Source organism: Oceanobacillus bengalensis (genome assembly GCF_003628445.1).
In the GTDB taxonomy this organism is placed as follows: Bacteria; Bacillota; Bacilli; order Bacillales; family Amphibacillaceae; genus Oceanobacillus; species Oceanobacillus bengalensis.
Map to the genome: position 1 here is coordinate 22123 of NZ_RBZO01000015.1, position 23708 is coordinate 45830.

The window sequence follows — 23708 nt, forward strand, 5'->3', positions numbered from 1 at the left end:
AATTTCAGTCCTTTTATTTAGTTAATATTGATCCAAGTGCTATCATATTATGTGTTTTACCGCCACCCATTGACTGAGTAAGCTTTACAACACCTGTAGATCCTTTTCTATGGAAACGTTTAAAAGCAGTATCCATTAATGACTTCATTCCTTGTGTAGGGAAGTTTTCATCAAAAAATCTGCCTGGATCTATGTTGTTTTCTACTAAATCAGTCAAATCTAATACATCATCTCTTTTTGTTTCATCAAACACACTTCCCCGTGGCTTACAATACTCCAACAAAGTTTTCATCATTTTCCCTCCATGAATTCAAAAAATAATTAATTATGGAAATCCAAACTATAAATCAATAATTCTAGCGACAATTTCAAGACGACGCTTACCACATACTTGCTTTACCGTCGTAGTAAACGACTTTTCCTTTAAAACTAGCGATTCATTATTGGCAACGATCGTTTCAATCATTTTAATCATTTCCTGTTCATTAATAAGCTTTTCCCAATACTGATCAATAACTGCATTGATTACAGATGAAACTTCCTTTTGATTTCTACAAAACGTATTAATATAGATCACCTTCAAATCATGTCTTGTATTTTTCTTATCATTTTTTAGTAAATTTCTTATTAAATTATATCCTTAAATCATTGTAAATAAAAGGATATATGTAAAATTACCTATGATTTCTTCCCCAAGAAGTAAAAGTTACATATGAGAAGGGAATTCCATACATATTTTCCCTCAGCACCACAGTTATATAAACAAAGGGGGTACCCATCCGTTTCATGCCCCACCCCCTTATATAGACCGTTGTTTATCCCTATGGATAGATAACGGTTTTTTTGCGTTACAGAGACGACATGCGTGGTGAGAGGAGCGCACTATGAAAGGAGGATTGAAGATGAACAACTCATTGGTCAAGATCCTAATCGAAGCTAAGAAATTAAACAAATGGATCCCTGCAAAGTTTCTAGTGAAGTATGACATTCAAAAGGTTAATCTATCAAAACTTGAGGATGATGGACTCATTCTGACTATGAAAAGTAAGTCAGATGGATTGGTATTAAAGCTAACACTCAAGGGTTATCACCACTTCAACAAATAATTAGGATTATCCAATAACATTTAGGAGGAATTTTATTATGGGGAAGAACTTATGGTTGGATCATGAATTGATTGATGGGAAAGGAGTTCCTATTCCAGAGATTAAAACAATCTATCTATCTTTATTAAATGAAAATGAAAAAATTAAAGATGAGATAGTTGTTTCCATTGAATGTAATGACTACGTAAGGTTATCTCATTTATTAGTTAGTAGAAGTAAGATCCAATCTGCTATAAAAGACGTTGAATCGTTACATGAAGACGATTTGAAAGATTATATTTCTACTAAAAAGCGAGTTTCGCAAGTACTTAGCAATGCTGCAAATTCTATGGAGGCAAACGGTGAAGATGTATTGTTAAATGTTTCAAACAGCTTAGAGAAATTGAATCAATTAGCACACAGCTTGGTAACTAAGTCCTTAGATATTTCATTTAGGGCATTTAGTAAAGGTAATCAACTAAATCATAAAGCAGGAAAGTTTCTTGTCGAGAAGACATCTAAAGGATTATGTAAAATTGCAGATGCAATTTATAAAAAATCTTAATCCATTGAAAGGAGGTGAGAAATATATGAAATCAGGTATGCATTCAAAAAGGAACAATATAGTACCCTTTTCTAACAATATTGAATCTGAGATTGTTTCACTACCTAATATTATCGTATCGACTGCCGAATCAAAACGAAGGGTAGAAGAACTACAAACATTCGTTGAAGAAGTAATGGTGAAAGGTGTTGATTATGGTTTAGTGAATGGATTTTCAAAGCCTACATTACTTAAACCAGGCGCTGAAAAACTATGCGATGTATTTGGGTTTTCGAAAACAGCAGATGTCGTCAATCGTATCGAAAAATGGGAATCAGGTATATTTGCTTATGAAGTGAAGATGACTCTTATACGCAAAGACAATGGTCTTGTTGAGGCAGAAGGCCTGGGTAGCTGTAATAGCAAAGAGTCATCTTTTCAGCAACAAGACCCTTATACAATCGTTAACACTGTATTGAAGATGGCAAAAAAGAGAGCGTTGATTGATGCAGTTCTATCTGCAACACGTTCAAGCGGTATCTTCACTCAGGACATTGAAGATTTTCCACAAGCAAAAACTAAGGATAGTAAAGGAGGTGGTAAACAAGCAACAATGGCTCAATTACAGACGATTTTCCGTATCGTCGACGAAATGGACATGCCGACGGATGTTGCGAAAGAATTGATGAAGATGACTTTTGGTGTTGAGCGTAGTACACAGCTAACCAAGAAACAGGCATCAGACTTTATTCAAGATTTACTGGTGCTTAAGGAGGTGAGGACAATAAATGAACAAAACAATACTGATTGAAAGCACATGGATTGCTATTGCGTCCGATGTGCTTTTTTAATGCACAAAAATAGATGAGCTCATCGGCACATGAACTCATCTTCAGGTAATCAATCAACAACAGTATATCGAAAAGTTAATACCTATTCAATCTGGAGGGACGCTCATCGTCTCTCCTTTTTAATTCAATCAAACAAATAATGGAGGAATTTATAATGAACAATTCAATCGATAAAATCACTTTTAGAAATCTATTAGCAACAACAACTCGAGAAAAGGAAGATAGTTATGTAGTGAAAGAACTATTCACCCGCTACCCATCCATTCAGGAATTATTAGCTGTAACTGAGGATGAGTTGCTACAAATCAAGGGAATCGGAAAAGTAAAGGCTAAACAAATCATTGCTGCATTACAACTTGCACGTATGAACCCTTGCCCTGTTGAACAACGATTTACAATCCGTTCACCCCAAGATGCTTATGATTACCTTAAGGATATGCAATATTTGCAGCAGGAGCATTTTGTGGTTCTGGGCTTAAACACAAAGAACCAGATAGTTTTCCGAGAAACAGTATTTATCGGTTCACTTAATGCTAGTATCGTTCATCCACGTGAGGTGTTTAATCATTTAGTTCGCCGCAGTTGTGCTAGTGCAATTGTTGGGCATAACCACCCTAGTGGAGACGTTTCACCAAGCATGGAAGACATTAATGTAACAAAACGTCTAGGTGAAGCTGGTAAGATGATGGGTATTGAGATTTTGGATCATATCATTGTGGGCCATGAGAAATATACTAGTTTGAAAGAAAAGGGATATCTATAAAAAAGTTTTTTCAAGAAAGTCAGTGAAGGTGCTAGAGATAGCGCCAACACTGGCTTTTCTTTATAATTATCAAATTATGGGCTAAAGTTAACCATAATCAATACTTTCTTGTTAAGTACCACCGTTATATCACAGTGTAGACTTTGATACAAAGGGATTATTACTAATCACATATAAATCTTACAATCTACAAAAATAACCTAATAATCTCAATCACTATGTATATATCCGTAAAAAGCCATAATTGTAACATTGAATTTGTAAATCTAAACATCTATGTTACGTACTTTTATCAGGATACTCTTAATTAACAACTAAAAACACTCTATCATTACCTGAGACTGTGTATGTGCACAAAGAATATATAACCCTTGCTACAAATAGATTTATGTAGCACGCAGTTCATTTGGATAGTAGATTAATAATCGTTCTCTCATTACCTTGTTCTGCATGACGTTTATACATTCCAATACCTATATTTCTAGAAATATCAAGCAATCCTGCATTACGTATAACGTGAATATAACTTAGAAACATATTGTCTAAGTCCTTCGTATCATCGTTAGTGCAAAACAGCATATGACATATATCGTATTGCCCGGTAACTGTTGCTTTATTGATTGTTGAAAGAAGGGCTTGCTCTATTACCTGTTGTTCAGCAGCTGCTTGTGTAGACAATGTCATCTTGCCTCCGACATCGTAGGGAACTGCTTCTATCTTTTCTACACATGGTAGCTGGCAATTAAAAACAATTGATTGCTTGCTTAGGCTATCTTCAACTCTAACTTCAATATCTGTTTTTGGATAGCGCTTAGTCCCCTTATTCAGCCATATTTGTGCATTATTTATAATGTTGTCATCAGAAATCACATGTCTATTCAACCCGTCAAAAGTAGCTTTCAGAACTCTTTCTAAATGGATTTGACTAGGAGATTGTATTGTAGTAATCACTATTTCAACATTTATTGGATCATGAAATAGATTTAACGATTCCCTCCTCAAAGCAGCTCTTGCTTCTTTCATAATCAGTTGTTGGAAAAACATCATCGAGTGATTTTGAATAACCTTATTTTGAAATTGCGGTCTTATTTTTGCTCTTGGCTTATCATAAATCTGAATTATTACATTGTGTCCAATTTCAGATGCAGTTACTTTAGGTAGATTAGTAGTTTTCTTTATCATAGTGCAATTTTTCCTCCTGTACGATTTATTGCATTTTGCAACTTAAGGCTTGGTATACAGTTCATCCTGATTACTTTAATTATTTTATCAGTAGGTAAGATATTTATTTCTGTTGCATCTCCAACATATTGTTGTTCTTTATAGAATGAATTATTGTTTGTACGATAAACCGCTTCTACTTCAGTAGCATAGCCCTGTTTTATGAGCCATCGTATGGAACGTTCAATATCATTTTTCGAACAACCCAATGTATAGCTCAAAAGATCATTTATATATATCGAATTGTTTTTAAAATGAATAGTCCTAGGATCAACGCCTCCAAATTCATCTATCCAATGAAACAGATATAACTGTCCAAATATCCTTATTTTGCGGTCACTCCACAATGTTTTGTCTCTTAATATTGAACCCCTCATTACTTCCACGGGTAACTCGACATAACCATTTAAGGAATCCTTCATATTAAAGCGATTTCTAATTATACCCTCATTTGAATAATACTTCTTGTTGACGTCATCATAGTCGGGAGTGACGAGAATACGATACCGGTTGCTTTGATAAGGCTTCATAACCTTTTGGATAAAGTAGTTATTACAAAGCCACTCAATAGCTATTCTTGTATGGTACTCCGATAAATTAACTTCTTTCGCAATAGTGTTAATGCCCATAAAACATGATCCATTTTGTTTTGCGCCTGTTACCCTACACATAAGTAAATAAATCCTCAAACGATTCCCTTTAAGGTCTGGATAGATATTAGTAAAGATTGTTCTATCAACAAGAAATGTATTAGTAGATATTTGATAAGTCATGATTATCCCCCCAATTAAAATATATTTGTATTTATATATATAAATTAAAATACATTTGCATAAATTCTACATCAATGATATTATTGATGCAAGGAGTTTTTAGTTAAGGAGGGACAATTATGCCAGCAAAACACATCGATTCTTCGGAATTTCAGTATTTAAAAGATAGTAGCTTAGGTGGTAGACTGCGTTTCTTTAGACAACAAATGATAAAGTATCATGGTTCTGATTACACCATTACATCATTAGGATCCAGGATTGGAGTTACCCCACAGTCAATTTCAGCAATAGAAAGAGGTGATTCAAAAAATCCATCTTTTCACTTAGTTTATAAACTTACACAGGAATTTAGGGTTCCGCTTGAATCTGTTACGGATGAATTCTATTTGGGCAAGGAAAAGTTATTTTCAATTGGTATACCTGAAACTATATATGTTGATTTTGATATTGAAGAATCAGGTGATTTCACAATCGTTGACGAAGAAGATGATGACTATTTTAATTTCAACGATAAAAAAGGGGTCTTAATCTATCACTGCGTGAACAGTAATGAATTTGAGCCTTTACATCACACTCATTTTAAAGATGACATTTCTGAGGACGAAATGAAGCATTTTATTTCACGACTTTTACTTGAATCCACAAATCTAACGAAGGAAAAATTTGATGGAACAAAGGCCATTCACCCTTTACAAGAAGCACATCAAATTATAAAACGTTATAACAAATTTCTGTCCGCTGAAGAACTATTAAGTCTTCTTGTTAGTAATAACAACAAGTAAATGAAATGTTTTCAAGGAGGAGATAAATATGCAAAGTAACTCTACACAAGGTATCAATGAAGCAATTAAAGTTGATGAAAAAAAGAGAGAAGCATTCTTAGATCAACTGGCTTCAATAATTGAAAGTAGCTTATTTAAGAATGATCTACCTGATAATAAAGGGAATTGCTAATTAAGGAGGAATTTAGATGTTAAAAGGGGTAATCTACGCACGAGTAAGTACAGAGGAACAAGCAACAGAAGGTTACAGTATTCAAGCACAGAAACAGCTTCTCTACGATTATGCAAAACAACGTGACATTCAGATCATTGATGAATATATCGATGAGGGAAGAAGTGGAAAAAGTATTGAGGGTAGACCACAAATGCAGCGTCTACTGAAGGAATCAAAAAATGGAGAATTTGATACTGTTATAACATATAAACTAGACCGATTGGCTCGTAAAACAAGGGATTCACTTGAAATTGTTGAAACTCTTGAACGTCATAATGTTCAACTAATGAGTTATTCAGAGAACATTGATACTACTACACCTGGCGGAAAGATGTTCTACACAGTAATGAGTTCTGTTGCTGAAATGGAGCGAGCAACAATAATTGACCGTGTTAAGATGGGAATGAATCAACGAGCTAATCAAGGAATGTGGAATGGTGGAATAGTGCTTGGTTATGATGTGATTAACAAGGAACTTATCATCAATGAAGATGAAGCAAAGATTGTAAAAGAGATATTTATCTTAGCAAGTAAAGGCCATGGCTATAAGAAAATTGCTTATGAAATGAACAAGCTTGGTTATAAAACAAAAAAGAAGAAGGATTTCTCCATTGCTACTATTAAAGGTATTTTAGAGAATCCATTATACATAGGAAAAATTCGTTATAATCAGCATGAGAATTGGTCTGAGAAAAGAAGAAAAGGTAAAAATGATAATCCGATTATAAGAGATGGTATACACACTCCAATAATCGAGATGGAGCTTTGGAATCAAGTGCAGCAAAAATTGAAAACACGCTCCTTCCGTCCAGCACAATCGTCAAAACCATACTTCTTAGGTCGATTACTTCGTTGTCCCGAATGCGGATATGGAATGACAGCAGCAAAGTCCAGGGGTAAAAATGGCAAGCAATATAGACTTTATCAATGTGGTCAGTATAAAAACAAAGGTAGAACTGCATGCCAAGCCCATACCATAAATGCGGACAAGGCTGAACAATATGTAATCAATGAATTAAAGCATATTGTAACACTTCCCTATTTTATTGAGAAGTTAGTCAATAAAATGAATAACGAGAGATTGAATGCTGAATCTCCATTACTAGATGAGAAAAAACGGCTGTTTAAAAACAAAAAGAAAACTGAGAAGCAGTTAGACAATTTAGTTACATTGCTAATGGATGATCCCGATTTAAGGGATATTTATAGTAAGAAAATGCTAGAACAGAAAAAACAACTGGTTACCATTGAGAGTCATATAGAGAAGGTTGAAAAAGAGTTACAAACTATCAGTAAAGATCCCATCGATGCTGAAGCACTGACTCATCTTCTCAAAAACATTGATACTCTTCTGGATAAAGCAGATGCTACAGAAAAGAAGGAGCTGCTTTCACTCTTTATAAAGGATATCCAAATAACCAAAGAAAAGGTGTCCCACAAAGAAGGGCGACAAATCAAGGGTATCAACTTGATGTTTGACTTCACTATAGAGGCTTTACAAGGTAGCTCTAGTATTTTAATTAACAAAATGTCTGAAATAAACTGTATTGCACCGCTCGATAGAACCTTCATGGAAGAACAATTTTCAAGGGATGAAAACTTCAGGGAAGTCTTATCTTCCCTTAATATTTTACCCTTATTTATGATACGGTTCTCCCCTAATAATCCGAAACCCCCGATAAACCTGCTCAACCAAAATCAATCGCATTAACTGATGAGGAAATGTCATTTTTGAAAAGGAAAGCGCCATATTACTCCGCTTCTGTACCGCTTCACTTATTCCAAGGGAACCACCGATAACAAAGGCAATTTTACTTTTGCCGTATGTTGCAAGTTCATCCATCTTTGCAGCTAATTGCTCAGAACTCAGCATCTTTCCGTTTATTTCAAGTGTGATTACAAAGGTATCCTGGCTGATATGCGATAGGATACGTTCTCCTTCTTTCCGTTTCACGTCTAGCATTTCCGCTTCACTCATGTTTTCAGGTGCCTTTTCATCTGCAACCTCTACTATTTCCACTTTTGCATAAGCGCTTAAACGTTTTAGATATTCTTGTATTCCTTGTTTTAAATATTTCTCTTTTAACTTTCCTACTGTAACGATTGATATTTTCATCCGTCTATTCCTTCCCAAACTTATTACCTACTAGTTTACCAAACTACACCACATTAAAAAACTCACCCAATAAGAATAGGTGAGTCGATTTAAGTCTATTTAATAATTTGTACCTTACGAATCATTCTACCTTCGACTTCCATAATCTTAAAGGTTAGATTATTTCTCTCAATTGTAGCTTCTGCATCTGGAAAATCATTAAATTCCTTTAACAGATAGCCCGCAAGAACATCTTCTTCCTCAGGTATTTCCGTATGGAAGATGGAATTCAGACGATGTAACGTTATTTTGCCGTCACAGATAATTTCTGTATCAGTTAACTTTTCAACCATTGTATCGGTTTCTAAATCCATTTCATCTTCAATTTCAAGACCAATCATTGCTTCAATAACATCTTCATGGGTTAAAATACCTTCTGTTCCACCATATTCATCTAGAACAATTGCCATATGCTTTTTATCTTTCGTCATTTGGCGGAATACCCATTCAATGGAATGAAATTCGTACACAATTAATGGATCCATATCACTAAATGATTGAAGCGATTTCTCTGGTTCGGTAGACCATTGGATTAGATATTTTGAGTGAAAAACACCAATTATATTATCGATATCTTCTTCATAAATAGGATATCTCGTAAAGGGATTATGTATAACTATATCTCTAACTTCATCATATGTTGCTGTACTTGGTAGAGAGATAATCTCAACACGTGGTGTCTTAAGTACATCTTTTACATTTAAATTATGAAAATCGAGAACACCCTTGATTCGAAATGATTCATCTTTACGAAATGTTCCCTCCGAATCGGCAATATCAATCATTGCACGGAAATCCTCTTTGGAGATGGATACATCGTTCGGCTGCCCTTTAGAAAGTGCTTTTGTGATAATCCCAGTTAGCCAATTCAAAACAATTGTAATTGGCTTTAAAACAACAACTACTCCTCGTATGACAGGATAAACTAGATAAGAAATCCGATCTGGAAAGGCAGCAGCCACAGACTTAGGGATAACTTCTGAGAAGATAATGATGGCAACCGTAAGAATTGCCGTTGCAAGTGCAACATCAAACCCATATTGAATGGCGAGTGTTGTTACGAGTGTTGGTAGAACAATATTTGCAATATTATTCCCGATTAAGATTGATGTAATAAACTGACTAGGCTTGGAAACCAAATCCAAAAGTTTCTCAGACTTTTTGTCTCCACCCTTTGCCTTTGTTTGTAACTTCATCTTATTTGTTGCTGTGAGTGCGGTCTCACTCCCTGAAAAGAAAAATGAAACACATAATAACAAGATGATCGCAATGATCACTAAAATTTCCTCCTTGTACTTTGGGCGAATTATATTTAATTATAGAGTATTTTATAAGTATAGAAAAGTTTTTGAATCAGACTAACTTATCAATTGAATAAGTTACTAATAAACAATCTTATTACATCTGCTCCACCAATAAATGTTCCTAGTGAACTTCCTAAATTTGCTAACACAACAACTAAGAGCACTCTCGTTACCTTATTATTCCAGAAACCTTTCACACTCGTAACATCGTCAGAAATCGTTTCGAAATCTCTAACAGTTGGCCTACTAAAATATGCTTGCACAACCCCTGCAAACCACCCCGCTGCTAGTAATGGGTTTAATGATGTAATTGGTGCTGCAATTAAAGCAGTAAGAATAGCTAATGGATGTCCAAATGCTATCAACGTACCAATTGCTGATAGTCCACCATTCCATAATAGCCAACTTAATGCTTGCTGCATGCCAACTTCTGGATTAGAAATAAAAGTATAAGCAATCATAGCGATAATAATAATCGGGATTGACCAACCAATAATTTTAGGTACCTTCGATTTCGGAGGTCGCTTTGATAAGTTCCTTAAATCATGATCCTTATGAATCTGTTTTGTTATACCTGGTACATGAGCCGCCCCTAAAACTGCGACAACTTTCTCACCTGGTGCATTCTTTATTTTTTGTGACAAATACTGATCACGTTCATCAATTAATGGTTTCTTTAATCTTGGGAAATGCTCTGTAAATTCTTGCAGCATTGCATTAATTGTATCCTGCTGCTTCATCTTCTCTAATTCTTCTTCAGAAATATCCTCTCTACTAAATATACTTGCGATAATCTGTGTTAGAAGCATTGCCTTCCCTTTTAACCCTAGATTTCCCCATATTCTTGAAAAGGTCACTTGGATATTGCGGTCAGCAAGTACTAATTCTGCATTATTTTCCTTTGCCGATTCTATTCCCTGTATCATTTCCTGACCAGCATTTATACCAAATTGATTCGCCATCCTCTTCTGAAAGGATGAAATAGCAAGGTTCATTAATAACAATGATGCTTTCTTATCCTTAATTACCTTAAAAATATCCATATCCTTCCATTTGTTTCCATCCATAATAGATTGATATCTACCTTCATCTAACTCAATACAAACTGAATCTGGTTTTTCCGATTCAATTACTTCTTTAACTTGCTCTGCACTGTGTTTCGATACGTGTGCCGTACCAATTAGGATAATTTCTTTTCCATTAAGGTGTAGCCTTGTTATATTATCTTCAGCCATATGTACCTTCCTTTTACAATAACTTACAAATCCTAAAAACTTTGATAATTCTATTCTAAACTACATAGGAGGAAAATAATATTATTAAATCCCTTCTTTACTTAAATTCATGGGTAGCTAGAATTGTTACCATCTCATCCTGTAAAGCTGCAACTTCAGCATTATCGATAATATGATTATTATTTAAAATAGAGAAGATTAATTTCTCTCCATTCACTGTTGTTACATAACCGGATAGAGTAAGTACTCCAGTTAATGTGCCAGTCTTTGCCACTACATTTCCAGCTAAAGGTGGGAATGTCATCCGATTTCGCAATGTTCCACCGACTAAACGCTCAAGGTTCCCCGCTACAGGAAGGGATGATTCAAACACTGGGTGCCACTCTTTTCCCTGCACCGTATGAAGAAGGCTTGTAATTTCACTGGCAGGAATATATGTTTTATGCGACATACCCGAACCATCACGTAGGAGAATTGTATTAGGGTCAACATTTAATGTAGCCGCAACATCACGAATTACTTCTAGCCCTTTATCCCAGCTTCCTTCTCCATGTACGACCTTCCCCATTTCCTTTGTCAATACTTCTCCAAGACCATTATTGCTTAATTTCATAAAAGGAATAACGATCTCTTTCAATGGAATTGATTTCCTTGAGGTTAATAGCTCGGCCCCGTCTGGTGTTACGCCTGTTTTCACCCCTTTCACACTTATTCCATTTTCTTTTAAGGCTGTTTTAAAAACATCTAATACATATTTAGTAGGTTCCCATACTGAAGCCCATGAGCGATACATGTTCCCATCTAATGGTATTGTTCCTTCCACAACAATGTTATTGGTACCATGTTCCCTCTCAATTGATATATCTCTTGATCCACCAGCAGCAACCGTCTCTGTTTTATTGATAACCTTGACATAATCCGTATTTGGTATCACCTTTATTTGAGCATCTATAGCCGTTTCGTTTCCAGGATAAACTTCTACAATTACTGTTCCAGTATCATAATCTGAATTAGGGGAAAGCGTAAGCGCCGACACTTGTGCACCTGTATAATAGGGTTCGTCAGACCAATTTAAATCCTGGGATAAGCGAATAGCATCATACCAGCTGTCATCCCCAATCAAATTTCCTTCAATGGCTTCAATTCCTTGGTCCCTTAAATCACCAGCAAGTTGATTTAGGTCTTCATTTAAAAGCGTAGGATCACCTTTACCCTTTATATAAAGATTTCCATTTAGAGCATTTCCGTTTATTTCTCCATCTGTCAATACTTCCGTTATAAACCGGTACTCTGGACCAAGCGTATCAAGTGCAGCAGCTACGGTTAAGATTTTCATATTTGAGGCAGGATGCAAGCGTGTATCTCCATGATTATGATAAATCTCTTCACCAGTATCAGCCTTTCGAACACTGATACCTATCATTGCACCCTTTAACCGCTCATCATTTACGATTTTATCTAGCTTATCCTCTAACGTGCTTGTAGTAGTTTCCTCTGCATTTACTATTGTACTTTTTAACTCATCTACTTGCGGGGACGTCAATAATGTATCATGCTCACTATTTCCCATAGATAGCACAATAAATATGATCAAAGGAACAAGTAGAAGAATAGGAAATATATAGTTTCTATTAAACATTTTCTTTTCCACCTTTTTTAACATATAAAAACATTCTGTCCGATACGACGATTCATAGACACCAAAAACATAAACTTTTGATTCCTATATTTAAAATATTAGGAATTTTATTTTAAATATAGCATTATTATGATTATCACTCAATATTTTATTTTTTCTGAACATAAATATGTTATAGTATTCTTACAAATTTAGTACTAGAAAAGGAGGCATGAACAAATTGATTCGTATCGAAGTAAATGAACATATTGTTTTAAAGCAATTAGAAAAGACAGATGCCAAAGAATTGTTCCAACGCACAGATGATTCTCGAGATTACTTGCGTGAATGGTTACCATGGGTGGATGGTACAACTACCGTTAAAGACTCACTCGCATTTATCGAACACACGCTGGAATCTTTTGAAGCTAAGCGAGGAATAACGTTTGGAATATTCTATAAGGAACAATTAACTGGATCAATTAGTTATAACAGCATTGATTGGACAAACAAAATCGGTTTTATTGGTTACTGGCTTTCTAAAGACTATCAGGGTCTTGGTTTGATGACGGACGCTGTACGTGCATTAATTGATTATGGCTTTTATGATTTAGGATTAAATCGCATTGATATTCGTGCTGCTTACGAAAATAACAAGAGTCGTGCACTCCCAGAACGCTTAGGTTTCATCCAAGAAGGCCGTATTAGACAGACGGAGTGGTTATATGACCACTATGTTGACCATGTCATTTACGGCATGTTGAAGAACGACTGGGAAAAGAAGTGATTGATAATGGATATCACATTTGATACTAATCACGCCATATTTAATTTCCGAGTTGCTTGAATCTGGATCAATGATGGCTATGTTCTTCTACACAGGGATGTAAACGATACAAACTGGTCTCTTCCTGGGGGACGTGTCGTTACGATGGAAGATACATATCAAAGTCTAAAGAGGGAATTTCAAGAGGAACTTCATGTAGAAATAACGATTGATAAGCTTTACTGGGTTATTGAGAACTTCTTTCGTTACGACGAGAAAGATTTTCATGAGATAGGATTTTACTACGGTATCACGACAGAAGATACTTCCTTCATGAATAAGAGAGATTTTTTTGGCATGGAAGGAAATCGCCTGATTTACAGATGGTTCCCAATAGATTCTTTAAAAGAATGTGAATTGTACCCTGTCGTATTACGAAATGCTCTTCAGGAAATACCAGAGCACACCAAGCATCTCATTAATAACGAACTTTCAACGATCGGTTTCAGTAAACGTAACAGATAAGACTTCTTCTGTTTTCGTATTAAATTCAATATCTATAAAAACACCAAATTCCTTATCTGTACCTTTAAGCCATAATTTAAACTTTTCAATGGTTGTTTCACCTTTTCTTTCACTACCAATATGCAAATAGTCAACAATTTGGTCATTCGGATATTTTGCTTTTGTTTCCTGCATTGCAAGTCGTCCCCATTTTGCATATGATGGGATACCTTCATTCTGTTTATTGATATATTCCTGGGAAATGATTGGGTTAAAATTACTTGAAGTTAAAAGGATTGAAATTCCAATTGCAAGGAAAAATTTTGACGACATCATATATCCCCCTTTTTTATAGAATGTGTTGGTTATTTAAAAATTATTCGTATGCCTAAAAATAGGGAGGAAGATTTTATGACTAAAATCTGTTTCGTTCGACACGGTGAAACGGAATGGAATGCTTTAGGAAAGATTCAAGGAAAAACGGATATACCGCTAAATCAAATGGGAATAAAGCAAGCAGAACAATGTGCAGCATACTTAAACCCATCTGATTTTGATTTACTTATTTCTAGTCCATTAAAGCGCGCAAGGCAAACTGCAGATATTATAAATAACAAACTAAACCTACCCATTGTTGAAATGGCTGACTTTGCCGAACGCTCATTTGGAGTTGCAGAGGGGATGACCTTAAAGGAACGACAAGAAAAATATCAAAATCGAAATTTCCCTAACGAGGAAAAGATAGAGCCTTTTACGGATAGAGTATTATCAGGCATACAAAACATAAATGCAGCATATCCAAACCAAAGCGTCCTTCTAGTAGCACATGGTGCAGTTATTATGACAATCTTACATAACTTATCAAATGGTGAAATAGCTTACGGAAAGACAGCCTTAATGAATGCATGTATTAGTAACATTCAATATACAAAGGATAGATGGTCTATTAAAAATTTCAACTTAGTTGACCATCTTTATGATTAAATTTCATTTCCTGGGGAATATCGACAATATTTTACAACATTTACCTTCCAAAAGTAAGATATATGTAAATTTTTGGAATTATTAACATTTTATAAACAGACTGTGGATAAGGAATTAAAAAAAGAGGTATAAGCTTACATGTAAGCTTATACCTTCTCTCATTACTTAGTTCATTTGTACATTATGAAGATGTGCAAACAATCCGTCTTGCTTGATTAATTCATCATGGCTGCCTTCTTCTTCAATACCATTTTTGGTTACAACCATTATTCTATCTGCATTTTTAATGGTTGCCAATCGATGCGCAATCACGAGTGTTGTGCGATCCTTTGCAAGCTCATTTAATGCTTGCTGAATAATCATTTCTGTTTCTGTATCTAAAGCTGATGTTGCTTCATCTAGGATTAAAATTGGTGGGTTCTTTAAGAACATACGCGCAATAGCAATACGTTGCTTTTGTCCACCAGAAAGTTTCAAGCCCCGTTCTCCAACTTGTGTTTCATACCCATTCGGTAATTCACGAATAAATCCTTCCATATGGGCACGACGGGCTGCTAACTCAATTTCCTCATCGGTTGCATCTAATTTGCCATAAGCAATATTCTCTCTTAGAGTACCAGTAAATAAGAACACATCTTGCTGCACGACGCCAATCTGTCTTCTTAAGGAATCTTTCTTCATATCACGAATGTCAATTCCATCTATTCTAATACTTCCCTCATTCACATCATAGAATCTAGGAATAAGTGATGAAATGGTTGTTTTACCAGCACCAGATGGACCAACAAAAGCAACCGTTTCTCCTGCATGAATGTCAAAGCTTATATTGTTAAGTACAGGCTTTTGCGTATCTTCGTAACCGAATGTTACGTTGTGAAACGCGATATCTCCTTGTAGGTTCTCTATACTTACTGCATTATCCTTGTCACGAACATCTGGGGCAACGTCCATTAATTCAGTAAAGCGTTTGAATCCAGCCATTCCTTTTGGATACATTTCTAAAAGGGCTGTAATTTTATTAATTGGGGTTGTCAATACATTAACAAACAAGATAAAACTAACAAGTTCCCCGTACGACAATCTCCCATTAAACGTGAGCCATGCACCTGCCACTAATACAACCAATGTAATAAGACGCATTAATAAATAGATGTTAGAGTGAACCACGGCCATTGTCTTATAGGCACCAATTTTCGCCTTACGGAAGTGGTTATTATCCACTCCAAAACGTTCCATTTCAAATTTCTCATTTGTAAAGGATTGTACTACTCGAACACCCGACACGGCATCCTCAACACGGGCATTTACTCCAGCAATATTCTCATACATTGTCTTCCAAGATTTGTTCATGCGAATGTTCCCAAATGTAATTAGGAAAATTAGAATCGGTATTGCTATTAAAATAACAGAAGCCAATACTGGATTAATCGTAAACATAATAGCAAATGCACCTAGAAAGGTCATAATTGATATAAAGAAATCCTCAGGTCCATGATGGGCAAGCTCACCTAAATCAAACAAGTCTGTAGTTATACGACTCATAATATGACCTGTCTTTGTATTATCAAAAAAACGAAAAGATTGCTTTTGAACATGATGGAATAAGTCTTTTCTCATATCTGTTTCAATGTTTACACCAAGCTTATGACCGATATAGGTAACGACATATTGCAAATACGTACTTACGATATAGACAAGTAGAAGCAACACACCTACCGTAACAATGATGTTCCAATCATCGCCCCGAAGTAAATCATCAATGAACCATTGAACAGCAACAGGGAAAGCAAGCTCAAGAATTGCAACAATTACTGCTGCAGTAAAATCTACAATAAATAAACGTTTATGTGGTTTGTAATAGGACAAAAAACGACGAATCAAGTGTTGCACTCCCCTTTTCTTAAGTCTAAAGCAAATTATAAGGTGTATAGACTTAATTAGCAATAAGTTAAACTTTAAAAAACTGCTTGTCAAAGTTGTCCCTCCCATTGCATATGTATTAATAAAGTACAATATGGAGGTGGACAAATACATGCATTTTCAAATACACAAATGGGTCTGTTATGCAATTGGCTATGTTTTTATTACGTCTGGTATTATGAAATTAGTTAATCATGATTTTATAGGAATATTTATTAATTTAGGAATACCTTTTCCGGAATTTACGTTATATGTGATAGCAATGATTGAAGTAGCATGTGGGATGCTTATTGCTGCAGGAATGTATATTAAACATGCAACACCACCACTCATTATAATTATGTTAGGAGCACTGTTTCTAACTAAACTTCCTATCCTGGCAAATGGAGGATTTCTCACGTTTGCTTTTGAAGCAAGACTAGATATTGTCATGCTTATTTTACTAGTCATTGTTTGGAAGAATCTTAGACTAAAGTAAATTTGTGGATAAATTATGAATAACTCTCCTTTTTGTCAACAAATATTCAATTTATCCACAAAGTTATCAACATATGCACAAATGTTCGCAGGTATTTTGTTATAGAATATATATTCTACACTATATATTGTAATTATCTACAATTTTATCCACATGCTGTGTACAAGATTTGTGGAAAATAAACAAAAAGAGCTATCTCCTTCAAAGAGGAAACAGCTCTTTTCGTCATTGTGTTCCTAATATGATTGTTGTATCATACCGCTCACCATTCCGGTAATACGTAACTTCTACTTCCTCACCAATCTCCTTTTCCTGATAAAGGATTTTACGTAAATCAATCATATTCATAATGCCCTTTCCATCAAGCTCTGTAATAACATCTAATCTTTGTAATCCAGCTTGGTCTGCGGGAGATAGAGGCTCAACACTCCACACATATACACCACCATCGATGTCATTTGGGAGATTTAACGTTTTACCCCACTCTACATGTGGTACTTCATCAAGAGAGTAAATCTCAACACCCAAATATGGTCGAACCATTTCACCTGTTGACTCGAGTTCAGAAATAACTGGTAATGCATAATCAATCGGTATGGAGAAACCAATCCCTTCTACAGCCTCTTGGTTAATTTTCATGGAGTTAATACCAATGAGCTGGCCATAAATATTAATTAATGCACCGCCACTATTGCCTGGATTTATTGCAGCATCTGTTTGGATTACTTCTGCCTGCCAATCAGCACGCCCATCTTGGTCAAAATCCTGGGGAATTGTCCGGTTGGTACCGCTGATGACACCTTGTGTTACCGTACTTGAAAACATATGGCCAAGCGGGTTTCCAATTGCAATCGCAGGCTCTCCTACCTTTACATTTTCTGAAGATCCAATATCAATTACTTTATCTACTTGGCTAGCATCCATACGTAATACTGCTAAATCGGTAAATATGTCACTCCCCACAATTTCAGCAGGAATGGAGGTCTCATCGTATAAAATAACCTCAACTGTATCTGCCCCATCAATTACATGATGATTTGTCACAACAAAGGCTACCCCATCGGATACCTTATAAATAACCCCTGACCCAGTGCCTGCTTCGTAGCCTTCTTCCTGATGCCAGTAATTCGTTTGCTGCCTAATATTTGTAACACCAACAACTGCTGGTGTTACATCTTCCACAACTTCTGTAATCTGTGTTGATACATCCACATTTACCGAAGTATTAATGATTTGTCCTACTTCTTTATTGTTCGTCCCACTTATCTTGTTCGTACTGTCATTTGCAACATTAGATCCTTGGAAAGACGGGATAACTTCAGTAACAATAAAAATGCCTAATGTAACAACTAATAATAGCGACAGAATCCATTTCCCTTTACTACTTTTGCGATCTCGGTAATATCCCATTATTATTTTCCCCTTATCAAATTGATGTCCATGATAGTATTACCTTCTTTAGGGAAAATAAAAGAAAAAATGTCATAAACAAAGGTTGCATTTATCTGAAATATAAACTGTAACATAAACTTGAAATAGTACATGTTCTATCACTCCGGTAGTATACCTCGCATTTCTATATCAACCTTAACAAAAATGACCCTACAATTGAATAAATTTGTAAGGTCGAAATTAAAATCACTCTATATATTAGCTTACCTCAAATAAAGGGGTAGGCTCTTCTGGGTCCGTGTCATATAAATCTATATCAATTCCTCTTTCATGCAGCACATTATGAACGGACATACGTGCTAGATCCTTCATATTATTATCTAAACTCAAATGAGCCAAATAAATTCGCTTCGTACGATTGCTTATTATATCAGATAAGGCTAGTCCACAATCCTCATTGGATACGTGACCTGAATCTCCCAGAATACGACGCTTCACACTCCAAGGATAACGTCCCATTCGCAACATTTCCACGTCGTGATTTGCTTCAAATACATATGCATCCGCATCTTCAACTGTTTTCTTTATCCGTTCCGATACATAACCAAGATCCGTTACGAGCGCAACTTTCTGTTCACCCTGCCTAAAAGTGTAAAACATTGGCTCTGCTGCATCATGAGAAACACCAAATGATTCGATATCCATATCTCCAAATGTTTTAACTTCTTCCATTTTAAATTCAAACTTCTGATCAATGGATAGTTTTCCAATGTTTCCATTCATTGCTTTCCATGTTTTTTCATTTGCATAGATTGGTAGATTATATTTTCGCGCAAATATACCTAACCCCTTTATATGATCGCTATGCTCATGTGTAACTAATATTCCTGAAAGCTTTGAAGGATCAACATTAATTTTGTTAAATAAAGTATCTAGTTTCTTCCCGCTTAAGCCAGCATCTACCATAATTTTTTCTTGCTCAGACTCAATATAAAATGCATTTCCTGTACTGCCTGATGCCAATACACTAAAGCGTAATGTCATTCTTCTTCACTCCGATTTTCTGTCTCTAGCATCTGCTGAAGTATATTTAAAAATGGTTCCTTCACTTCATTCTCATCGTTCAACGCATGTAGCTTCATCATTATATCACTAACTGTTTCCTGTAAAAACGTCATATCATTACTAGAAAAGACAAAACCTTCCATTGCATTTACAAAGTAATTTCTTTCCTCATTAACCGTTACCCTCCACGTTGGGGCAAAAACCTGCTCAACTTCAGAGGTGAACCTTGAATAATACCCAATTCCAACATCTGTTATCGCATCATCTGGTTTTAAATGATTATTGTTATAAAGTACTTCAATTGCCTCTATTGGTGGAATAAGAGCCTTTGTCCCTCCACCTTGGGGCTTTGGTTCACCTAAGAGGGTCTGTGTATAATGTGTCATTTCATTATCACTATTTAAGTAAACAAGCAATATTCCATTCTCATTGAAGTATACTGGTCTAATGCCTTGCTTTTGGAAGAAAATCATAATATTTAAATCCTTATTCCAATCCCAAAACGTATAAGCATCATAATGTAAGACTTTGTCAACTAAAAGCTGATTGACCCCCTCTTGCGAAATATCTTTATCAACAGCAATTGGCCTGTCAAATTGAGAAACAATAAATTTGTTACTAATAACTGTTGATGTTTGACCCTTTAACCCTTCTAGTTGGGCAATTTCTACTTCTTCAAAGCTTTCCTGAGAAGCTAGTATATACGTTTCCTCTGTAACATTATTCATTTCTAAGTCTGCATTTATGGAAATATTTTCAGCCTGTAATTGATCTTCAATCGATGCTTCTTGCCTATCTAATATTCCAAAATCAGCCTCTTTTGTCTTATCAATAAACTGCAATAACAAATAAATATCTAATAAAAGGAAACTAAGGATAAATAGTGTTTTTATGTGCCCCCACTGCATCCTCTAGTCCCCTCCTTTATGTGATGAATTACCATCATTTAGATTAATTTCTGTCCAGGAATCGTTATACTTCATAAACCAGCCGGGCTCAAAAACAAGGATATATTCATCATCTGCTTGGGTTTGATAACTCAATCGAAATCCTATCCGTATATCCGTAATATTCTCTAAGTAACCTTGTTCAGATAAGAAACGAATAATTACTTCACTTGATTCTAAATCCACTTCATCTCCAGGGAAATTAGAATCCAGACGAATAAGTGGACGGTTATACTCAACCAACCGTTGACTATTAAACCTTTGTTCAATGATACTTAGATTAGATGAGCTAAATACTGGATAATCTTGATAATACATTTGATATCGAATCATATTTTCTGCCATATTAAATTCCATTAAGTTGTAGTCATTTGTCCATCCATCATGGCCATTTATATTCACAATACTTCTATTCAATAATTCCACAAAAGAAAGTAATCTTGTATCCTCTGAATCTGGACTGACAAATAGCATTCTAGAACCATCCTGTAAAATACGAAGCTGGCTACTATCGGTGAAATAAGTAATCCCCCGAATAGAAGAGTTTGATTGATTTACAATAGACGGGTCATTAAATAAAACATTTTTTGCCGTTTCTTCATCAATAAATCGATATGTTGTCCTAAGGCGCTTGATATTTGCTGGGTCCTTCGGTATATAAATAGTTGATCCCGACTCGGTAATTAACACATATTCTTGTAAATTACTGCCATCATCCATATAAGATTTTAGAAACTCGTAGTGGCTTGAGTCATTTATAACCGCTGTTGCCTTCTTACTACCATCGATGGATACAATCTCTAAATTTATGGATGATGTATGGTTATTAAAGGTAAAGTAAATACGCTGGAATGACCATGTTGGTAACTGTACTTCTGCATTATTAAAATGGAAAAGACTATTTAATATTTCCATTGGCAGTTCTGTTGGGAAAATCACCTCAACATCATGAGAGGCTGTTTCATTAGCATCATACTGTTCCATCCTAAAGTCATATAAACGAAAACCAATCATCTCTTCATACAAGTTTTTTTGTTCCTTGGGATCTATAAAACCATAATATTTCTGTCCGGTATGGAAGATAATTTTGCTAGGCTGGATAAGTGTTCGTGTTGTTTCTTCAATCCCACCTAAATCCGCTTCATCAATAACATCCCCATCTGATATGTCAGCTATATTAGGTTGATAATTCCATAGCCCAAATGTAAGAATAAAACTAATACCAATTAATAAAACTAGAATAAAGGATTTTGCTCTTTCCATTCTCATCGGTTCCCCCTCCGCTTTTGACTCATAAGCGGAAGTGTAAAGAGAATTGTAGTCCCTTTACCTTCTTTACTTTTTGCCCATATCTTCCCGTGATGCGCTTCTACTAATTCTTTCGTAATGGCTAATCCTAGCCCTGTTCCACCGAGCTTTCTTGTTCTCGCTCTATCCGCCCTGTAGAATCGTTCAAATATTTTTTCCAGCTTATCATAAGCTATACCTATTCCTTGGTCCTGAACACTTACTAAAAGGAAGTGGCGTTTATTCTCTACCTTTAATCGGATTTCTCCACCTTCTGGAGAATATTTAATGGCATTAGAAATAATATTATCGAGCACTTGTGTCATTTTATCCTTATCAATCCAAACGTTTAATTTACCGGATTTTGGTAATTCACGTTTTAAGGTAATATGTTCTGGGATACTAATTTCAAGACGATCAACAACTTGGTGGAAATACTCAATAAACTCTGTACGCTCCTTGTGCATTGGATATTCATCAGCATCCATTTTAGATAACTGTAATAGATCATTGACCATTCGAATCATACGGTCTGTCTCATTTTGAGCAACCCCTAAGAATTTGGGAGCAATATCCTTATCTTCCCAAGCTCCGTCAGTCAGTGCCTCTATATAGCTCTTCATTGTTGTAAGTGGTGTTCTAAGTTCATGTGAGACATTCGATACAAAGTCCCGTCGTTCTTGTTCAATTTTCTCTTGTTCTGTGACATCACTTAATACCGCAATAAACCCGGTAATCTCTTCCTCATCGTCTAGAACATTCGAGAAGCTTGCGCGTAATAAAAATAGCTCATCATCTTCACTGAAATCAATGATCATGGATCCCGAATCTTGAAGAGCTGTAATATCAACGATACGATCTTCTAGTTGTAATACATCTAATAAGTAATCTCCAATTAGATCATCTGGGTTTTGGCTAATCAGTCTTCCAGCTGCTTCATTCATGAGTGTAATCGCCCCTGAATTATCGATAGCAATTACCCCATCTGACATATTGGATAGGACCGAACTCAGTTTCCTTCGTTCTTCTTCAATCGTTGCATAGGAATGTTTCAAGCGTCCATTTAAATCATTGAAAGTCTCTGCAAGCTGACCAATTTCGTCCTTACCATATATATTAACCTTTTTCGTGAAATCCCCTTTAGCCATGGTCTGTGCTTGCCTTCGCATTTCCTTTATTGGTTTTGTAATGGTTCTAGCTACCAATATACCTAAAAATGCCGCAACACTTATAGCCAATATGGAACCTCTCAGGAATATTCCACTTATTTCCTCTAATTGATCATAAACACTTTGAATGAGGGCTTCAACGTAAATAACACCAACAACAATATCGCCATCATTATAAAGCGGCAAAGCTTGTATATATAATAATTCTTCATTTTCTTGATCCCACTTAACGTCTGGGTCAGGTGGATTGAAGAAGAGAGCATTTTCAATAATCTTCCTTGTTGCTTTCTTTCCAACATCTCCTCGGTCATTAATATCATTTGTGGCTAGTATCCTCCCTTGATTATTAATCACCTGTATACTCGTCGTTGTGGAATTTATATTAATTTCATCAACGATTTGCTGGACCTCTTCTCCTAATGACAATCCTTCCAAGACGTCATTATGTTCTCTACTAAAGGCTTGTTCTAAATTGTAACTTAGCAACTCCATCCGATCATCTATCGAATCGGTGAAGTTCTCCATTAGATTATCTCTCAACTCTGACATAAAAAATGAACCAATTAATTGCATTGCTAAGATTAATAATAAAATATAAATAATAATAAATTTTAATTGGATCGAACGAAAAAAACCGACTTTACTCATCCA

26 protein-coding genes are annotated in these 23708 nt (G+C 35.4%); 11 read left to right on the forward strand and 15 right to left on the reverse strand.

Translation table 11 applies throughout. The annotated features are described in order from the left end of the window. Positions 1–13 precede the first annotated feature (13 nt). The gene (locus D8M05_RS10645; protein ID WP_220667583.1) at positions 14–295 is read right to left on the reverse strand and encodes a hypothetical protein; all 282 of its coding nucleotides are present in this window, start codon (positions 293–295) and stop codon (positions 14–16) included. A gap of 45 nt (positions 296–340) precedes the next feature. Further along, the gene (locus D8M05_RS10650; protein ID WP_245985302.1) at positions 341–577 is read right to left on the reverse strand and encodes a TIGR04540 family protein; all 237 of its coding nucleotides are present in this window, start codon (positions 575–577) and stop codon (positions 341–343) included. Positions 578–902: 325 nt separating this feature from the next. Here D8M05_RS10650 and D8M05_RS10655 point away from each other — a divergent pair, with 325 nt between their 5' ends. From D8M05_RS10655 to radC, 4 genes are all read left to right on the forward strand, one after another. Beyond that, a complete protein-coding gene (locus D8M05_RS10655) occupies positions 903–1106 on the forward strand; it encodes a hypothetical protein (protein WP_101728992.1) in 204 nt (67 codons plus the stop codon). 37 nt (positions 1107–1143) lie between these two features. After that, on the forward strand, positions 1144–1650 hold the full coding sequence (locus D8M05_RS10660) for a hypothetical protein (protein ID WP_121131611.1): 507 nt from the start codon (positions 1144–1146) through the stop codon (positions 1648–1650). 25 nt (positions 1651–1675) lie between these two features. Next, positions 1676–2440 carry a hypothetical protein gene (locus D8M05_RS10665; RefSeq protein ID WP_121131613.1) on the forward strand — a complete coding sequence of 255 codons (765 nt, stop codon included), beginning with the start codon at positions 1676–1678 and terminating at the stop codon, positions 2438–2440. Between the two features lie 194 nt (positions 2441–2634). After that, positions 2635–3243, forward strand: coding sequence for a RadC family protein (radC, locus tag D8M05_RS10670; protein WP_121131615.1), 609 nt, complete (start codon positions 2635–2637; stop codon positions 3241–3243). Positions 3244–3645: 402 nt separating this feature from the next. On the opposite strand, the gene D8M05_RS10675 is transcribed toward radC, so the two are convergent. Both D8M05_RS10675 and D8M05_RS10680 read right to left on the reverse strand, forming a co-directional pair. Then, on the reverse strand, positions 3646–4425 hold the full coding sequence (locus D8M05_RS10675; protein ID WP_121131617.1) for a RusA family crossover junction endodeoxyribonuclease: 780 nt from the start codon (positions 4423–4425) through the stop codon (positions 3646–3648). Further along, positions 4422–5237 carry a hypothetical protein gene (locus D8M05_RS10680; RefSeq protein ID WP_121131618.1) on the reverse strand — a complete coding sequence of 272 codons (816 nt, stop codon included), beginning with the start codon at positions 5235–5237 and terminating at the stop codon, positions 4422–4424. Before D8M05_RS10680 ends, D8M05_RS10675 begins: the two co-directional genes overlap by 4 nt. A 119-nt stretch (positions 5238–5356) precedes the next feature. Between D8M05_RS10680 and D8M05_RS10685 the strand changes: the two genes are divergently transcribed. The 3 genes from D8M05_RS10685 to D8M05_RS10690 are packed head-to-tail and all read left to right on the forward strand — an operon-like array spanning position 5357 to position 7944. Then, the gene (locus tag D8M05_RS10685) at positions 5357–6019 is read left to right on the forward strand and encodes a helix-turn-helix transcriptional regulator (protein ID WP_121131620.1); all 663 of its coding nucleotides are present in this window, start codon (positions 5357–5359) and stop codon (positions 6017–6019) included. Positions 6020–6047: 28 nt separating this feature from the next. Next, entirely contained in the window at positions 6048–6191 is a 144-nt protein-coding gene (locus tag D8M05_RS20205; protein WP_183072771.1) for a hypothetical protein, read from the forward strand. A gap of 16 nt (positions 6192–6207) precedes the next feature. Then, entirely contained in the window at positions 6208–7944 is a 1737-nt protein-coding gene (locus D8M05_RS10690; RefSeq protein WP_121131622.1) for a recombinase family protein, read from the forward strand. Here the strand turns inward: D8M05_RS10690 and rlmH are convergent. The 4 genes from rlmH to dacB form a co-directional block, all read right to left on the reverse strand. Beyond that, positions 7870–8349 carry a 23S rRNA (pseudouridine(1915)-N(3))-methyltransferase RlmH gene (gene rlmH, locus D8M05_RS10695; protein WP_121131623.1) on the reverse strand — a complete coding sequence of 160 codons (480 nt, stop codon included), beginning with the start codon at positions 8347–8349 and terminating at the stop codon, positions 7870–7872. The two genes, D8M05_RS10690 and rlmH, sit on opposite strands and share 75 nt — an antisense overlap. Positions 8350–8444: 95 nt before the next feature. Beyond that, positions 8445–9665, reverse strand: a complete 1221-nt coding sequence (locus D8M05_RS10700; protein ID WP_121131625.1) for a hemolysin family protein — start codon at positions 9663–9665, stop codon at positions 8445–8447. A gap of 89 nt (positions 9666–9754) precedes the next feature. After that, complete coding sequence (locus D8M05_RS10705) at positions 9755–10927, reverse strand: TraB/GumN family protein (protein WP_121131627.1); 1173 nt, start codon at positions 10925–10927, stop codon at positions 9755–9757. A gap of 97 nt (positions 10928–11024) precedes the next feature. Then, positions 11025–12566 (reverse strand): D-alanyl-D-alanine carboxypeptidase/D-alanyl-D-alanine endopeptidase, encoded by a 1542-nt coding sequence (gene dacB, locus D8M05_RS10710; RefSeq protein WP_245985294.1) that lies wholly within the window; start codon positions 12564–12566, stop codon positions 11025–11027. Between the two features lie 211 nt (positions 12567–12777). Between dacB and D8M05_RS10715 the strand changes: the two genes are divergently transcribed. Then, entirely contained in the window at positions 12778–13332 is a 555-nt protein-coding gene (locus tag D8M05_RS10715; protein WP_121131631.1) for a GNAT family N-acetyltransferase, read from the forward strand. Positions 13333–13398: 66 nt separating this feature from the next. Then, the gene (locus D8M05_RS10720) at positions 13399–13836 is read left to right on the forward strand and encodes an NUDIX hydrolase (RefSeq protein ID WP_245985304.1); all 438 of its coding nucleotides are present in this window, start codon (positions 13399–13401) and stop codon (positions 13834–13836) included. On the opposite strand, the gene D8M05_RS10725 is transcribed toward D8M05_RS10720, so the two are convergent. Further along, a complete protein-coding gene (locus tag D8M05_RS10725) occupies positions 13804–14151 on the reverse strand; it encodes a YqzG/YhdC family protein (RefSeq protein WP_245985296.1) in 348 nt (115 codons plus the stop codon). The genes D8M05_RS10720 and D8M05_RS10725 overlap by 33 nt on opposite strands. Before the next feature lie 75 nt (positions 14152–14226). Between D8M05_RS10725 and D8M05_RS10730 the strand changes: the two genes are divergently transcribed. Further along, a complete protein-coding gene (locus tag D8M05_RS10730) occupies positions 14227–14799 on the forward strand; it encodes a histidine phosphatase family protein (protein WP_121131637.1) in 573 nt (190 codons plus the stop codon). Positions 14800–14964: 165 nt separating this feature from the next. Here the strand turns inward: D8M05_RS10730 and D8M05_RS10735 are convergent, their stop codons facing one another. Continuing rightward, positions 14965–16680, reverse strand: coding sequence for an ABC transporter ATP-binding protein (locus D8M05_RS10735; protein ID WP_121131639.1), 1716 nt, complete (start codon positions 16678–16680; stop codon positions 14965–14967). Positions 16681–16831: 151 nt separating this feature from the next. Here D8M05_RS10735 and D8M05_RS10740 point away from each other — a divergent pair, with 151 nt between their 5' ends. Further along, positions 16832–17197, forward strand: a complete 366-nt coding sequence (locus tag D8M05_RS10740) for a DoxX family protein (protein WP_245985298.1) — start codon at positions 16832–16834, stop codon at positions 17195–17197. Positions 17198–17422: 225 nt separating this feature from the next. On the opposite strand, the gene D8M05_RS10745 is transcribed toward D8M05_RS10740, so the two are convergent. From D8M05_RS10745 to walK, 5 genes are all read right to left on the reverse strand, one after another. Further along, the gene (locus D8M05_RS10745) at positions 17423–18607 is read right to left on the reverse strand and encodes a S1C family serine protease (protein WP_121131643.1); all 1185 of its coding nucleotides are present in this window, start codon (positions 18605–18607) and stop codon (positions 17423–17425) included. Positions 18608–18847: 240 nt separating this feature from the next. Continuing rightward, positions 18848–19633 carry an MBL fold metallo-hydrolase gene (locus tag D8M05_RS10750; protein WP_121131645.1) on the reverse strand — a complete coding sequence of 262 codons (786 nt, stop codon included), beginning with the start codon at positions 19631–19633 and terminating at the stop codon, positions 18848–18850. Then, entirely contained in the window at positions 19630–20562 is a 933-nt protein-coding gene (locus tag D8M05_RS10755; protein ID WP_121131647.1) for a two-component system regulatory protein YycI, read from the reverse strand. Before D8M05_RS10755 ends, D8M05_RS10750 begins: the two co-directional genes overlap by 4 nt. Before the next feature lie 3 nt (positions 20563–20565). Next, positions 20566–21870, reverse strand: coding sequence for a YycH family regulatory protein (locus tag D8M05_RS10760; RefSeq protein WP_121131649.1), 1305 nt, complete (start codon positions 21868–21870; stop codon positions 20566–20568). Then, positions 21867–23705, reverse strand: a complete 1839-nt coding sequence (gene walK / locus D8M05_RS10765) for a cell wall metabolism sensor histidine kinase WalK (protein WP_121131651.1) — start codon at positions 23703–23705, stop codon at positions 21867–21869. The genes D8M05_RS10760 and walK overlap by 4 nt, the downstream gene beginning before the upstream one ends. Positions 23706–23708 lie beyond the last annotated feature (3 nt).

Coding starts and splice junctions, on each gene's coding strand:
- D8M05_RS10655 (WP_101728992.1), top strand. CDS start 903: ATGAACAACTCATTGGTCAAGATCCTAATCGAAGCTAAGAAATTAAAC.
- D8M05_RS10715 (WP_121131631.1), top strand. CDS start 12,778: ATGAACAAATTGATTCGTATCGAAGTAAATGAACATATTGTTTTAAAG.
- D8M05_RS10690 (WP_121131622.1), top strand. CDS start 6,208: ATGTTAAAAGGGGTAATCTACGCACGAGTAAGTACAGAGGAACAAGCA.
- D8M05_RS10740 (WP_245985298.1), top strand. CDS start 16,832: ATGCATTTTCAAATACACAAATGGGTCTGTTATGCAATTGGCTATGTT.
- D8M05_RS10680 (WP_121131618.1), bottom strand. CDS start 5,237: ATGACTTATCAAATATCTACTAATACATTTCTTGTTGATAGAACAATC.
- D8M05_RS10745 (WP_121131643.1), bottom strand. CDS start 18,607: ATGGGATATTACCGAGATCGCAAAAGTAGTAAAGGGAAATGGATTCTG.
- D8M05_RS10675 (WP_121131617.1), bottom strand. CDS start 4,425: ATGATAAAGAAAACTACTAATCTACCTAAAGTAACTGCATCTGAAATT.
- D8M05_RS10730 (WP_121131637.1), top strand. CDS start 14,227: ATGACTAAAATCTGTTTCGTTCGACACGGTGAAACGGAATGGAATGCT.
- D8M05_RS10750 (WP_121131645.1), bottom strand. CDS start 19,633: ATGACATTACGCTTTAGTGTATTGGCATCAGGCAGTACAGGAAATGCA.
- D8M05_RS10725 (WP_245985296.1), bottom strand. CDS start 14,151: ATGATGTCGTCAAAATTTTTCCTTGCAATTGGAATTTCAATCCTTTTA.
- D8M05_RS10645 (WP_220667583.1), bottom strand. CDS start 295: ATGATGAAAACTTTGTTGGAGTATTGTAAGCCACGGGGAAGTGTGTTT.
- D8M05_RS20205 (WP_183072771.1), top strand. CDS start 6,048: ATGCAAAGTAACTCTACACAAGGTATCAATGAAGCAATTAAAGTTGAT.
- rlmH (WP_121131623.1), bottom strand. CDS start 8,349: ATGAAAATATCAATCGTTACAGTAGGAAAGTTAAAAGAGAAATATTTA.
- D8M05_RS10760 (WP_121131649.1), bottom strand. CDS start 21,870: ATGAGAATGGAAAGAGCAAAATCCTTTATTCTAGTTTTATTAATTGGT.
- D8M05_RS10755 (WP_121131647.1), bottom strand. CDS start 20,562: ATGCAGTGGGGGCACATAAAAACACTATTTATCCTTAGTTTCCTTTTA.
- walK (WP_121131651.1), bottom strand. CDS start 23,705: ATGAGTAAAGTCGGTTTTTTTCGTTCGATCCAATTAAAATTTATTATT.
- D8M05_RS10660 (WP_121131611.1), top strand. CDS start 1,144: ATGGGGAAGAACTTATGGTTGGATCATGAATTGATTGATGGGAAAGGA.
- D8M05_RS10665 (WP_121131613.1), top strand. CDS start 1,676: ATGAAATCAGGTATGCATTCAAAAAGGAACAATATAGTACCCTTTTCT.
- radC (WP_121131615.1), top strand. CDS start 2,635: ATGAACAATTCAATCGATAAAATCACTTTTAGAAATCTATTAGCAACA.
- D8M05_RS10685 (WP_121131620.1), top strand. CDS start 5,357: ATGCCAGCAAAACACATCGATTCTTCGGAATTTCAGTATTTAAAAGAT.
- dacB (WP_245985294.1), bottom strand. CDS start 12,566: ATGTTTAATAGAAACTATATATTTCCTATTCTTCTACTTGTTCCTTTG.
- D8M05_RS10705 (WP_121131627.1), bottom strand. CDS start 10,927: ATGGCTGAAGATAATATAACAAGGCTACACCTTAATGGAAAAGAAATT.